We start from the raw sequence: 13,865 nt of genomic DNA, 5'->3' as shown, positions 1-13,865 counted from the left end.
TCAGAGATGATAACGCAAATCAGGAAATAGAATTTGGAAAATTGAATGGCCAAAGAAACAAAAGAAAGTCAGTACAAACATAATTTCGATTTCCAAACCACCGAGTTGGGTTGGATGACCAACCAGGTCTGGCATGAAGATCCCAAAAGAGTGGTTTTTGTATTCGCCCGATACAAATTCGTAGCCAAGATGTTGCAAGGCAAACGTAAGGTGGCCGAAGTTGGCTGCGGTGACGGTTTCGGTTCGCGCATTGTTGCTGACGCTGTGCAAGAACTCACTTTGACTGACTTTGATCCATTATTTATCAATTCAATAGAGACGTCTGGAAATAAACAATGGCATGCCGACGCTCAAGTATTGGATATTGCTAAACAGACCTTAAATGGTGGCTATGACGCTATATATTGCCTTGATGTTTTTGAACATATTGTGCCCGAATTGGAAAATGACGTAATCAATAACCTGAAACAATCAGTCACAGATGATGGGATAGTGATTATTGGCATTCCTTCTTTGGAATCTCAACAATACGCTTCACCACAAAGCAAAGAAGGACATGTAAACTGTAAGTCAGGCAATGACTTCAAAGCCTTGCTTGAAAAACACTTCAGGCATGTATTCCTGTTTTCCATGAATGATGAAGTGGTGCATACCGGGTTTTACCCCATGGCCCATTATTTGTTCGCGTTGTGCGTAAAATAGAGTATGAAAAACAGGTCCACTATTCTTGTCTTTGGTGCCGGAGTAATGTTCCAGCGCTTCATTGATTCTGGTGATGCCGATGGGCTCAACATTTTGGCCGTTCTGGATAATCAAAAAAGTGGTGAATTTAATGGTTACAAAATCGACTCACCAGCGCATATAGACCACTACGAATTTGATTTTATATTATTAACTTTGTGGGATAACCCGAGCGTTATTAAGGCGGTTTCTGAACAATTATTGCAGCTAGGCGTTGCTCGAGAAAAAATTAAACTTTATGGCTATGACCGTCACATTATTTGCGACCTGGATGTATTTTCAGAAACCCAAAAACAGGTTCGTTCAGAACAGGTATTGTACGCCTTTTACGACTTAAATCGCAGTTCAGAAACTTACGACATTACTTCTTTTTTGGTGACTGCTGATTGTTATCGCGAAGAACTTGGGTTGGCGTGTTTTCAACTGGTTGTTGTCGCTCGTGATGAGCAATGGCGAGCTCAGGCACTTTGCCTTGAAGATAGCGAAAGACACTGGCGTATGCATAACATTATGATGCAATCAGTGGCGATTTCACCTGGCTGTCGAGGGGTTTCCTACACGTCACATCGAGATGAAGCCCACTACCTGTTAGAACAGGCGAAATACGTTTATCCCCCAAATTGTGATTTAGCTTCACCCGCGCCGATAACGGTGCATAAGGATTTTTATTATTGGTGGCACAAAGGCTTTGATCCGCGCCGATTGCAGGCAAGTCCCAAAGCGACGGCTTCAGTAGAACAATGGTGGCAATATCACAATGATGGATTCAACAAGTATCTAACAGTGACACTACGAGAAAGCAGTTTGCAACCGAAGCGAAATAGTGATCTTCCGCAGTGGGACCGTTTTTTTCAATGGTTGGCTCAGATTTATCCAGGGTTGGCTGTTGTTATTGTGAGGGATACAGAAGCTGCGTTTAAAGAGCTACCATTTGTCGGTGACAATATCAGATATTTTCCGGTAGCTTCATTTCATGTCGATATGCGTATGGCGTTGTATGAGCAGGCGTGGTTAAACATGGGCTGTTCTAATGGGCCCAAACAGCTATGCCATTTAAGTACTACCGCCAGCTATATAACCTGCAAGATGATTGTAGAAGATTATGAAGGTACCAGTACGAAGCGGTTTCTGGATCGTGATATCGCCATTGGCGAACCATTTGAGTTTGCCGGAGAAAATCAAGTTATTGACTGGAGGCCGGATGATTTTGAGTCTCTAAAAGACTCTTTTTTGACATTCCTCAATAAATTTCCATGCTCCAATGAAATATCGTTTTCTGCTGTTCATAATGATGACCAGATGAATCAGCACAACGCTGTGCAAAAAACTCATGGAGAGCAGTAACTTATGGTCTATCTTGATTACCACCAATTCAACAAAAATTCGTTGCTGGAACAAATTAACCATGGTGATGGATTTGTTTTGTTTAATCTGGAAAATTCAGAGCTTAAATTATTGCGGGAGCTAATGGCGGAGCAGTATCTTCACGTTATTCAAATGCATTGCCCGAATAAGGTTGCTCAGTTTCGACATGCAGGGCCGGTCCGATATCATGATGTTTATAACGATAGTGACTTTGATCATGCCACTGTATGGCGAAAACCCGCCAGAGTATTGGGACCTCAGTCTGTTGAGCGTTTGAAGGAAACACCCCTTCTTAACACCCTCAGCACAGTTTTCTCCACAGATAAGTTAGCCGATGAAGAGGATTTTGGTTGGCCGGGGATTTATTGGCGGTTGGTACGCCCAGGACAGAGTGATATTGGACCGATGCATGCCGATAGTTGGTTTTGGGATCTTGGTCACGGGGAAATGCCACCGGGTTATTACCGACTTAAAATTTGGGCTGCTTTGTGGGCTGAAACACAAAAAAGTGGGCTGCAGGTCGTGCCAGGTTCCCACAAAAGGCAATGGCAGTATCATGGCGAAAAAAAAGGTAATATGGTGAAACCGGTTCTGGACTCCGATTTGTCTTGTGAGCAGGTATTACCTTTACCATTAAATGCCGGGCAAGCCGTTATTTTTCATGATGATTTATTGCATGGTGGTATGCCGAATTTGGGCACCACCACCAGAGTGAGTTTTGAATTTACCTTATTGGTACCTAAGGAACCGTAACTATGATCAGCGAACAGGCGACCATCGCCTCTATCCGACAGCAACTGGTGGACGTTTCGTTAAGAAATAAAGTCCCCCATCTTGCCTGCTCATTATCCAGTGTGGAAATTTTATATACTCTGTACTTTGACATAATGAAAGTTGACCCAAAGGAAGCTGAGCAAAAGGAAAGAGACCGATTGTTGTTGGGCAAAGGCCATGCCGCAGCCGTACTATATTCCGTATTGGCCCATCGCGGCTATTTTGCCAAAGATGATGTTTTTCAGTTGGGTAAAAATGGTTCTGCTTTTGAAGAGCATCCGGGCAAGCATTCACCACCTGGTGTGGAAAATATTTCGGGTTCCTTAGGACATGCTTTAGGTTTAGCTACTGGCATGGCGAAGGCGGCAAAATTATCTGGCAATTCGGCACATTTCTATGTCTTAGTGGGTGACGGAGAACTCAATGAGGGAACTGTATGGGAAGCTGCCATGTTTGCCCCTGCGCATCAGTTAGACAATCTTACTTTAGTCGTCGATTTTAATAAACTACAAGGAACCGGCAGAAGTTGCGATATTATGCAATTAGAGCCACTTCAGGATAAGTGGACAGCATTCGGCTGGAATACTACTCGTATTAATGGCCATGATTGTGCTCAACTGCGCAATGCATTGAGTGAGAGCCAACGCCAGAAAGGCAAGCCCACAGCGATCGTTGCAGATACAATCAAGGGGGCTGGCGTCTCCTTTATGGCGGATGACAATAACTGGCACTATAGAATTCCCACGGCTGAAGAATTAGGCAAAGTAGAAAAGGAATTGGGGTTGGCATGAGAAACAAATTCGCGCAATGCATTACTGAGTTAGCTGCCAATGATGACAGTATTTGTTTGCTTTATGCAGACATTGGTAACCGACTGTTTGATAAATTAAAACAGGTGGCACCGGAACGAACCATCAATGCGGGTATTGCTGAAGCCAATATGGCTACCATGGCCTCAGGCATGGCACAGATGGGGTTTAATCCGTTTATTTATACCATTACACCTTTCACAACGGCGCGAAATTTTGAACAAATCAAAATTGATTTAGCCTATGCAGACGTTCCTGTGGTCATAGTGGGTACTGGTTCTGGCCTATCCTATGCCAATTTGGGGCCTACACACCATTCCTTTGAAGATATTGCCTTGATGCGAGTACTACCTAACATGCAGGTAGTCTGTCCTGCCGACTCCCTGGAAATTGAAGCCCTGATGCCGCAACTGGCAAAGAGTGAAAAACCAACCTACTTTCGTATTGGCAAAAAGAATGAACCTCTCAACTACGAATCTGTACCGCAGTTGACTTTGGGTAAAGCCCATCAACTGGCGCAGGGGCAAGATATTGCAATACTGTGTACCGGAACCGCATTGCATATTGGCAAAGGAGTCCACCAGTTATTATTGGAGAAGGGCATTGAGGCAGAGCTTACCAGTATGCACACGGTTAAACCGCTGGATGGAGAATATCTTGATACTGTGTGCAGTAAAAAGCTGATTATTACCATTGAAGAACATAGTTTGATAGGTGGTTTTGGCGCGGCTATCAGAGACTGGATGGATTTCAATGATAAGCAGGCCAATATCCTGCGCTGCGGCATACCTGACAAATTTATTGATCAGTTACATGATCCTCAGTCGGCCCGTGACAAAATAGGGCTCACACCAAAAGCCATCCTGGAAAAGATAATGACAAGGATAACGTTGTGCGAATAGGGGTAGATTTCGACAATACGTTGGTGTGTTATGACAAGGTTTTCTATAGTACAGCAAGAAAACTGCAGTGGCTTGATAGTTGTGACGATACCAGTAAAAAAGGGGTAAAAAGCTATTTTATTGAAAGAGATTGTGAAGACAAATGGACTGAATTGCAGGGAATCGTTTATGGAAAATACATATGTGACGCGTATGCATTTGAAGGCGCCCGGGAGGTGCTTAGTACGCTTGGCCAGGACCACGAATTATTTCTGGTGAGTCACAAAACCAGATATCCCATCATCGGCGAAAAACTGGACTTTCATCAGGCCGCGAAATCCTGGCTAGCCGATAATCACTTCATTAGTTTGTTTTCAGAGATTTTCTTTTGTCCCGAAAAAAATGAGAAAGTCGAGCGAATCGCTCAGTTAAATCTGGACTATTTTATTGATGATTTAACGTCCATATTGATGCATTCGGCATTTCCTGACAGCACTAAAGGGATTTTATTTGGAGCATCTGACATCGGTACAGTCACACAATGTCCATATTACATCGCGCAAGACTGGCGTCAGGTGAATGATTTGCTGAGGTAGCACTTGATCGATTTACTTCAGCGTAAATGGCTTCAAAAGCAGTTTGAGCACGAATGTCAACGCTTTAAGCGACTTTCTGGCGGAAAAAATAATGCGGTTTGGTGCTTTACGTCTAACAACAGAAAATTTATTTTTAAACATTACTTTGCTGATGACTCGCGACGTTGCCTGAGAGAAACTCAGTTCGTTAGCCTTTTAAACCGATTCAGCGTACGCAATGCGCCATTATTTCTGACGGCGGATCAGCAAAACCATTTGGCATTGTTTGAATTCATCAATGGCAACATTCCCAAGGTAGTTGATGAAAAACTGATTATGCAGGCAGCCCAGTTTTCTGCCGACATTAATGCTCAACAGGTTCATAACAATGGCCAGGACCTGTTGGATGCCAGGGGGGCTTTATTCACCACAAGTGCTTTTTTCAATGACGTTGATGTCAGATTAAAACGTCTTATGAAGGGGCTTACTGAATCAGAAGTCGATCAGCTATGTGCGAAGTTTATCCGACAAGAGGTTTGCCCGTTAGTTGCACAACTAAAAAGAAATCTACTGCCACAAATGAGCTCAGAATCCTTTATTAAAGTCCTTTCTCCCTCCGACTTTGGGTTTCACAACTGCCTGGTAGATGAAGGGCGGGCATGTTTTATTGATTTTGAATATGCCGGATGGGATAGCGCTGAAAAGTTGCTAAGTGATTTTTTTGCGCAGCCAAGATTCGATATTCCAATGGAGTATTTACCAGGATTTATTCAGAAGGCATTTGGTGACGAAGTGGCACAGGAGTTAACCGCAAGAGTTACTATGCTGTTGCCTGTCAGCCATATAAAGTGGTGTTTAATATTTCTCAATGAGTTTATTGTTGATGATTTAACGCGAAGAGAGTTTGCACAGTCACAAGCAGAACTGGAACACATAAAACAAACACAGCTTGCCAAAGCCAGGCAGCGTTTGAATCGTATGAAACTAATGGAGAGTTGTATTTAAAATGCGAGCAGCCGTTTTATTTGAAACCGGGAAGCCCTTATAGGTGTTAGACGGGGTGCAGTTACCTTCTTTGAAGGACGGGCAGGTGTTAGTGAAAGTGCACTTTTCCGGGGTTTGTCATTCTCAGTTGGCGGAAGACAAAAAATATGTCTTGAGCCCCATGCTTTTCATCGGGGGAAATCCATTTCCAGAAGTTGGGGAGGGGCTTCGGCACCTGATAGAGATATTCCGACATTTGTGGAACTGTACAATCAGGGTAAATTGCTGCATCTGCAAAAGCTATTATCACAGGAATATGAGCTTGAGGAAATTAATGATGCATTGGATGCTTTAGAACAACGTGCCATAAATCGAGCATTAATTCGTTGCTCGGGGGATGATTAGTTTCACCAGTAAATAAGTAATAATGAGCAAGCAACTGCTTTGACTTACTTCATTGACCTATATTGTGTTTCTTAATTAGTTTCCATCCTGAAAGGTGGAAACTAATTTGGTGCAGGGAAGCACCAGCATTTTCATGGGCTGCTAAGACCTTGAAAATGTGAGGAAAGTGAGAATCGCATTTTACACTTTGCGTTCCAGAACAAGGGCAGGAGCCCGTTTCTGGATTAAGACTAATTCGTTTGTCCCTGACCAGGGTTAACCAGGAGTTTCTTTTGCCTAAAGTATTGGTTATTGGTGGTGAATCAGGTTTAGCCATTGGATTTGTGCAAACCTGTGCATATCGGGAAGATATTGAAGTAGCTGTTACCAGTCGAAGGCCTGACGGCTCGGGGGTTCACTTGGATCTTGAGTCTCCCGACGTTTCGCTGCTAGCAGCTGAACATTTTGACTACGCCGTTGTTTTTGCTGCCGTGACAAATATGCATCTTTGCGAAAACAACAAACAACAGGCCATGCAAATTAACTGTGATGCGGTCATCGGTTTGATGAGTGAATTGAACGTGGATAAATGGATATTACTTTCCACGAATGCCGTTTTTGATGGTGAGAAGCCCTTTGCCGAACATCAACTGGCAGTTTCTCCTTACAATCACTATGGAACTACCAAAGCTAAGCTAGAACGAATAAGCATGTCACTGTCTGATCAGGTGGCAGTAGTCAGATTGACTAAGGTCATCGGTAATCACAATGGACTTTTGAGCACAAAATTGTCGGAGTTGCGGGCCGGCAAAAAGATTGAAGTGTTTCACGACATGGCGGTATGCCCCATTAGTGAATTGGCTGTGAATCAATATCTTCTTCATCTGATCAAGCAGTTTGAACCGGGTATTCATCATCTTTCTGGTGACAAAGACGTTACCTGGTTTGATGTACTTCAGTATTTGGCTGAGATATTTAAACTTGATACAACATTAGTTTGTGGTGTCAACAAACCCTTTAAAAGCCCTAAATATACCTCTTTATTTGTCGATACTAAGGAAGTTAAGAGAGGATTTGTCCCGCAGTCTTTGGATGAGGCTTTGCAGGTTTTTATCTCACACTATTAACGTTTCAATCAGGAAAATATCCCACTATGCTTATGAGCCGAAACAAATTATATAACGTTTATCTGAGACACCACCTGGTATTACGTTGTCGAGTACTTTGGTTGAAGTTAAAGCGTTTTTTTGTTTCTGATAAAACCAGATTGAATGAAGAGATCATATTATTACAACAAAAAATAGGCTTTTCGCGGGTGCTCCATAGAGGTGACATCATCGCAATCCAAGGCGGGGTATGCATGGATCCGTACAAACGAAAACGCTATTGGTACGACAATTGGTCACAGTTGTGGATGATTGCAAAGCAAATGGGGCCTAAAGGCACCGTCGTGGCGGTAGAACCTAACCCGGAAATCGCCAAAAAGATCGAAGATGTGATTTTAGTCAGTAATTTTCCTTGTCGTTTTATTGTGGTGAATAAGGCGCTTTCCTCCAGTAATCAAAATAGCGTGAAATTCCAACTTGGGGATAACGTTGGTCAGGCGCGGTTGCATAATATTCGAAATTCAGAGAGCTGGTGGAATCAAGAGGACGATGAAAACAGAATGATAGAGGTGAATACTGATACTATCGACAATATCCTCACTGAAAACAATTTGGATCCGGAGAAAGTGACATATGTAAATCTCACTATTAATGGTGCCGAATACGATGCGATGCAGGGAATGAAAAACCTGTTAGAAAAAGCTCGAAATATATGTGTTACAACTGTTGCAGGCCGGGAAAATGAAGGTATCACAGGAAAGGAAAAGCAGGACATTGGTTACATTAATGGTGAGCCTGATCATAAAGTAATGAGTGACTTTATGGCGCAGTTTGGCTTTTCATCTAATCTGGTTCGTTACACAAAAAATCGATATGGCATGTTGGTTTGTGTAAAAGGTAATCAAAAAGCCTTCATGGATTGAGTAAAGCGATATTCATCTGTTACTCTGTGGGTTGACGCCGCAGAAAACCACAATCTGTAAAAAATAATAATAGTCGGCCGATAAAGGATAGTAACGGTTAAAAATAATGAGTTACCGGACTGGTTTCAATGGGTAGTAAACAGAGAAAAAATAATATCGTATTTGTTTCCGGGATCTTCAATGTCTTACATCCAGGACATTTTAGATTATTTCGTTTTGCCTCAGAGTTAGCTGACAAAGTGGTCATAGGCCTGTTAAAAAAATCTTCTACAAATCAGGAAATGGCAAGTGATGAGGAAAGGCTGGAAGCCCTGAAATCGGTCAGACTTGTTAACGAGGTGCACCTGATAGACGATGTTATTGAGTCAATTGTAAACTTAAAACCGGATATCGTGCTTAAGGGCAGTGAGTTTAAACATCAATACAATGACGAAGTAGAAGTTTTAGAACAATGGCAGGGGCAGCTGGTATTTGCCTCTGGTGAAAGTTTCTTCTCCGCATCTTCACTCAATACACAAGAGAGCCATCAAACAGCGATTCCTTTTCCTGAAGAGTACCAAAGCTTTATTTTAAGACATCAAGTCTCAGGCGCATCCCTTAAGCAGGCCCTCAATCAATTTAGTAGCAAACGGGTTGCTGTAATTGGGGATATTATATTAGATGAATATGTGGATTGTGATCCCGTGGGATTATCCAGGGAAGATCCCACTATTGTTGTCACCCCAGTGGACTCCAGACGTTTTGTTGGTGGTGCTGCTATCGTGGCTATGCACACCAAATCGCTGGGCGCAAAGGTGGATTTTTATGCCGTTAGTGGTGAAGATGACAATGCCCGGTGGTTAAAAACCATGATGGCCGATTTTTCTGTAGACTTGAATATCTATGAGGATCCATCCAGACCCACTACCACTAAACGGCGCTATCGCTCTCATAATAAGTCTTTGCTACGAGTTAATGAATATCGCAACCACCCGCTGGCCACCAGACTGAGAAACCGATTGCTTGAAGATATTCGGCGCCGTATCCATGAGTATGATTTGCTGGTGTTTTCTGATTTTAGTTATGGCCTGTTAACACCTGATACGGTGACTGAAATTCAACAGTTAGCCAAACAAGCGGGTGTTCCTATGGTGGCTGATAGTCAAACTTCATCGCAGCGCGGTGACTTGAGCAAATTTTCAGGACTATTGCTGGCGACACCGACTGAAATTGAAGCTCGACTGGCCGTTGATATTGAGAGTCGGGAAGTGGGCCTTGCCAAAGTCATTGAAGAAACAGCCAAGCGATTAAATGCAGACAATATTATTATCACATTAGGAGCCGATGGCGCGCTTATTCTGGATAATAACCAACGAAATCGTCCCATTTTAGATTCTCTTTCAGCCTTAAATAAAAATCCGGTGGATGTGGCCGGGGCTGGAGATGTGTTGTTGGTTGCCACTTCGCTAAGTCAGATTTCCGGTGTGGATGTGTGGCATGCAGCCATCCTTGGGATGCTAAGTTCCGGGATCCATATTGGTAATGTGGGGAATACTCCGATACAACTGAGTTCTTTGCTACCATATGTGGATAAATTACATGAGCAGAACATGCAGTCGCAGAATAAGCAAAGAGAACCGCTGTGAAATTGAACATTCAACAAGAAGCGAAAGAGCTTCTCTTGTGTTTTAAACGACAGGGCTATCACTTCACCAGCTTTGAATCTGACAACTGGCAACGGATTCAGCAGCGAATGATTCTTAGGCATGATGTAGACTTTGATTGCGATGTAGCGCTGGAATTTGCCAAGATGGAAGCCGAGATTGGTGTGCAGGCAACCTATTATTTTTTGCTAAATTCAGACGCGTATAATCTTGTCAGTAGACGTAATGCCGAAATCGTAAGGCAAATTCAGGGATTAGGGCATTTTGTCAGTTTACATTTCGACCCGGTAGGCTTTTCAGATGTTGCCGCACAGTGTCAACGTGAATTGGATATTTTTACCAGTTTGTTTGACTATGCGCCAAAAGTGATCAGTATCCATCGTCCTCATAAGAGTTTTATTCAGGAACAAGATAGTTCGTTTACCGTTATGCATACTTATATGGCCAGGTTTAACGAGTCTCATCAGTATTATTCTGACTCAGGAGGGCGATTTAAATACGGCCATCCAACTGAGTCAGAGGCTTTTAAAAATAAACAAAATCTGCATTTGTTGTTGCATCCCGTCTGGTGGACCGATCTGTCTGTCGATGTCATGGAAAAACTGGATTGGTTGGGACAAAAAAAACATCAAGATATGCAGCGCCTGATGGTGGAAAACTGTATCCCTTACCGGGAATATATGGCTGCTAAGTCGGCTAAGGCAAAACCATTATCTGTGAACCCTCAATGATAAACCTAATGAGAATGCTTCGATGAAGGCACTATTGCTAGCGGCCGGCTTTGGAACCAGATTAAAGCCCTACACTGAAAATTGTCCCAAGTGTTTGATGAGTATCAATGGCAGAGTATTGCTGGGCATTTGGCTAAAGCATCTGGAATCGTTAGGTATTGAAGAGATTTACATCAATACTCATTATTTAAAAGAACAGGTTGAAGACTACGTGGCAACTTTGTCGTTGCGTTCAAAGGTTCATTTACGGCATGAGTCAACATTGTTAGGAACGGCAGGTACTGTACTTTCCCTGGCTGATGAACTAAAAGGTGATGATTTACTAATAGCCCATGCTGACAACTACCTTTTAGGTTCCATAGCGGGCTTGATCAGGGAATCTAAACACCAGTCAGAGCATATCAAAATGCGTATGGTGACCTTTAAAACTGAGCATCCGGAACGATGTGGCATTGTTGAGTTGGACAGTAACGGCGTTGTACAGGGGTTTTATGAAAAATCATCAAATAATCATGGTAATCTGGCTAATGGCGCAATCTACTATTGTAAGCCTGCATTGATTGATTGGATGTCAACAATGACCCCGGCACCCAAAGATTTGAGTCTGGATGTCATACCGCAATTAATGGGGCAAATTTCCACCTGGCATTTGTCAGAAGGGTTGATTGATATAGGCAGTCCCGCCTCATTGGAAAAAGCGCGTAAAGTTGCATCACAAAAATCATCAAATTTGAGTTTTGCAAGGTCAGGTTAATGGCAAAAGGCTTAGAGTTCTGGTGGTTAAAAGTATCTTTCAGGTTTCCAATACTAGGGCTACTCCCAATTGTTTTTTATCCTGTTGTGCAGTTTCCCATAGTGGTGACAAATCTTGGCTTGACGGTTTTTAGGGCGCTAATTGCGACTCAAAGATTTGATCACTATCACCAGTATTACGCTACAGCCGTTCACTATTATTACATAATTGACGATATGTTCCGACGTTTTGGTCGCTATGGCGAAACCAGACTGTTAACGTGTGGAGAATCCTTTTATTTGGGGGAGCTGTTTCATTTTTCCGCAGGCTCACTGCGATTATTCAAACGACTTGGACATCGCTATCAACTTATGTGCTTTATTGTTTATTCAATAATAACTGTGATGGCCATCATATTCAGTGATTCTCCATGGTTTCTGCTGTTTATATTGTTACTCAATAACCTGGTGTTTTATTGTTTCTTTTATATGTCCAATTACAACCTCATGGGCGGGGTAATGCTATTTGTATGGTTGCTGCTGGTAGTGGGAGAGCCGGGTTTTCAGGCAGTGTTTGTCGCATTTTTGGTGGCTTACTTCAGTTTTACCTTCGCGGTAATGATGTTGGGAGTAGGCGCCTGGTTGTCGCTGATGAGCTTTTCATATGAACCATTTTTACTGGCGTTACCGGCTGCAGTGCTGTTGTTTCGCAACTTTATAATGGCAAGTAAAGATCGTAATTTGCTCACACTGTTGAAACGCGTCAAATCTGGATTGGGTAGTAGTCAAAAGTATCATCGCGCTGTAAGTAAGTTTGCAGCCCGGGAATATAAACAGCTTGCGTTGTTAATGGTATTTCCCGCAACGCTTTATTTTATTGATGTTGAATTTTTCCTAATATCTCTGCTGGCTCCCGCATTTTTCTTATGTAATAAAGTGGTTCGATTTGCAGATGAGGTAACGCATTTGCTGTTTGCCTTGTTGTTGAATTCCGTCATCATTATTTCTGTACCTGAAAAAATACTGTTATTAGTATTTTTTTTCTTTGCATTGGTTCCCCCTGGGATATTCGCTTTTTCATGGGATCCTCGCGCAAAGTTTTTTTTACCAGCGTTAAAACCTCAGAATTTCGCTTTGAAAACACTTTTGGTGGACTATGTTAGTGAAATGCAGCCGGGGCAACGTATCCTTTTTGCTGCAAGGGATCCTAAGCAAAATTATCACCAACTATTTGGGTTTTTTCGCGATATTGTTTGCGTAATTCAGGCGCTGGCCGCAAAGCAAAATGTACTTCTGTTTTCCTCGTTGTGGAGAGAGCTTCTTCATATAAATCAAATGGATGCACCAAACTATTTTTATCAGGATATTGCTGATATAAACCGTGTAATACAGGCTGTGGAGCCTGAGTTAATATTTTGTTATGAGGTTGCTGTGGTCGAAACTTTGGTGTCTGAATCAGGCTTTGAAATTAAAGAGTGTATTCAATTTCCTAAGGCTATATCGCAAATTGAGTACAAGTCTCAGTATGAATTTCCCGATTTATACCTGTTGAAAAAAGGTTCTCCATGAACAAGATGTTGCGCCGATTTTTAGTTGGGTGTTATGGGGACATGTACCTGTTTAGCCGTTTGTCAGCGCCATTTGCTGAGGGTGAATATGCTATTTACGGTACAGGCGCGTTGGGTAAATATCTGTTGAGCTATTATCATGACAGCGTTCCTCAATGTTTTATTGCTACCCGCCCGGGGGGGGAACACTTGTTAGATATCCCCGTATTATGTCCATCAGAAGTGTTGTCACGTTTTCCAACATTAAAAACAGTGATCATTGCCAGTTTTATGTATGAACAACCAATGCTGGAAGAAGCGCAAAAGATTTTTAATCAACGTCAGACAACAATAGTACATGCAAAAAAATTACTTGGCTGTAAGGTATCCTAACCGACTCGACAGAATAAAGACGGGATGAATTTAATAAAAATTAAAAAACGTGTATTCTATAAACCCATGGCTATTGTACTTGGTGTATTGCTGTATCGTGGTACTTATCCGTCATGGTGATGACATTCACTTGGTGACCGGTTCCATGCTAGGCCATGAGAATATACCCAAACGTGGAGAGTACCTGGCAAGCATTTGGGGAAGGGTTAGGGTATTTAAACAAAGGTATTCGTAATACTGAGGGAGCATTGGACCTTAATACCTTTATTAGTACAGT

General features: G+C 42.4%; 15 protein-coding genes. All 15 read left to right on the top strand.

The window, feature by feature from the left end; genetic code table 11:
* Nucleotides 1–45: 45 nt before the first annotated feature.
* The 15 genes from ACXAD8_RS10235 (at nt 46) to ACXAD8_RS10165 (ending at nt 13,588) form a co-directional block, all read left to right on the top strand.
* On the top strand, nt 46–702 hold the full coding sequence (locus tag ACXAD8_RS10235; protein ID WP_475228044.1) for a class I SAM-dependent methyltransferase: 657 nt from the start codon (nt 46–48) through the stop codon (nt 700–702).
* 3 nt (nt 703–705) lie between these two features.
* Nucleotides 706–2,085 (top strand): hypothetical protein, encoded by a 1,380-nt coding sequence (locus ACXAD8_RS10230; RefSeq protein WP_475228041.1) that lies wholly within the window; start codon nt 706–708, stop codon nt 2,083–2,085.
* Nucleotides 2,086–2,088: 3 nt separating this feature from the next.
* Nucleotides 2,089–2,859: a phytanoyl-CoA dioxygenase family protein gene (locus ACXAD8_RS10225; RefSeq protein WP_475228039.1), complete on the top strand. Its 771-nt coding sequence runs from the start codon at nt 2,089–2,091 to the stop codon at nt 2,857–2,859.
* Nucleotides 2,860–2,861: 2 nt separating this feature from the next.
* Complete coding sequence (locus tag ACXAD8_RS10220) at nt 2,862–3,671, top strand: transketolase (protein ID WP_475228038.1); 810 nt, start codon at nt 2,862–2,864, stop codon at nt 3,669–3,671.
* Nucleotides 3,668–4,591, top strand: a complete 924-nt coding sequence (locus ACXAD8_RS10215; RefSeq protein WP_475228036.1) for a transketolase family protein — start codon at nt 3,668–3,670, stop codon at nt 4,589–4,591. Before ACXAD8_RS10220 ends, ACXAD8_RS10215 begins: the two co-directional genes overlap by 4 nt.
* The gene (locus tag ACXAD8_RS10210; RefSeq protein ID WP_475228033.1) at nt 4,582–5,166 is read left to right on the top strand and encodes an HAD family hydrolase; all 585 of its coding nucleotides are present in this window, start codon (nt 4,582–4,584) and stop codon (nt 5,164–5,166) included. The genes ACXAD8_RS10215 and ACXAD8_RS10210 overlap by 10 nt, the downstream gene beginning before the upstream one ends.
* Before the next feature lie 3 nt (nt 5,167–5,169).
* Nucleotides 5,170–6,150, top strand: a complete 981-nt coding sequence (locus ACXAD8_RS10205; RefSeq protein WP_475228031.1) for a phosphotransferase — start codon at nt 5,170–5,172, stop codon at nt 6,148–6,150.
* Between the two features lie 114 nt (nt 6,151–6,264).
* Entirely contained in the window at nt 6,265–6,534 is a 270-nt protein-coding gene (locus ACXAD8_RS10200) for a hypothetical protein (RefSeq protein ID WP_475228029.1), read from the top strand.
* A 272-nt stretch (nt 6,535–6,806) separates the two neighbouring features.
* On the top strand, nt 6,807–7,640 hold the full coding sequence (locus ACXAD8_RS10195) for an SDR family oxidoreductase (RefSeq protein WP_475228026.1): 834 nt from the start codon (nt 6,807–6,809) through the stop codon (nt 7,638–7,640).
* 101 nt (nt 7,641–7,741) lie between these two features.
* A complete protein-coding gene (locus ACXAD8_RS10190) occupies nt 7,742–8,542 on the top strand; it encodes an FkbM family methyltransferase (protein ID WP_475228023.1) in 801 nt (266 codons plus the stop codon).
* A gap of 128 nt (nt 8,543–8,670) precedes the next feature.
* Nucleotides 8,671–10,167 (top strand): PfkB family carbohydrate kinase, encoded by a 1,497-nt coding sequence (locus ACXAD8_RS10185; protein ID WP_475228020.1) that lies wholly within the window; start codon nt 8,671–8,673, stop codon nt 10,165–10,167.
* Nucleotides 10,164–10,916 (top strand): hypothetical protein, encoded by a 753-nt coding sequence (locus tag ACXAD8_RS10180; protein WP_475228017.1) that lies wholly within the window; start codon nt 10,164–10,166, stop codon nt 10,914–10,916. The genes ACXAD8_RS10185 and ACXAD8_RS10180 overlap by 4 nt, the downstream gene beginning before the upstream one ends.
* A 22-nt stretch (nt 10,917–10,938) precedes the next feature.
* A complete protein-coding gene (locus ACXAD8_RS10175) occupies nt 10,939–11,670 on the top strand; it encodes a nucleotidyltransferase family protein (RefSeq protein ID WP_475228015.1) in 732 nt (243 codons plus the stop codon).
* A gap of 629 nt (nt 11,671–12,299) precedes the next feature.
* Nucleotides 12,300–13,217 carry a hypothetical protein gene (locus tag ACXAD8_RS10170; protein WP_475228013.1) on the top strand — a complete coding sequence of 306 codons (918 nt, stop codon included), beginning with the start codon at nt 12,300–12,302 and terminating at the stop codon, nt 13,215–13,217.
* Entirely contained in the window at nt 13,214–13,588 is a 375-nt protein-coding gene (locus tag ACXAD8_RS10165) for a hypothetical protein (protein ID WP_475228010.1), read from the top strand. The genes ACXAD8_RS10170 and ACXAD8_RS10165 overlap by 4 nt, the downstream gene beginning before the upstream one ends.
* The last annotated feature ends 277 nt before the right edge of the window (nt 13,589–13,865 follow it).

It is taken from the genome of Planctobacterium sp. AWH2_060 (assembly GCF_056158425.1).
The sequence above is the reverse complement of the archived record's forward strand: the minus strand, read 5'-3'. Positions and strand labels throughout refer to the sequence as shown.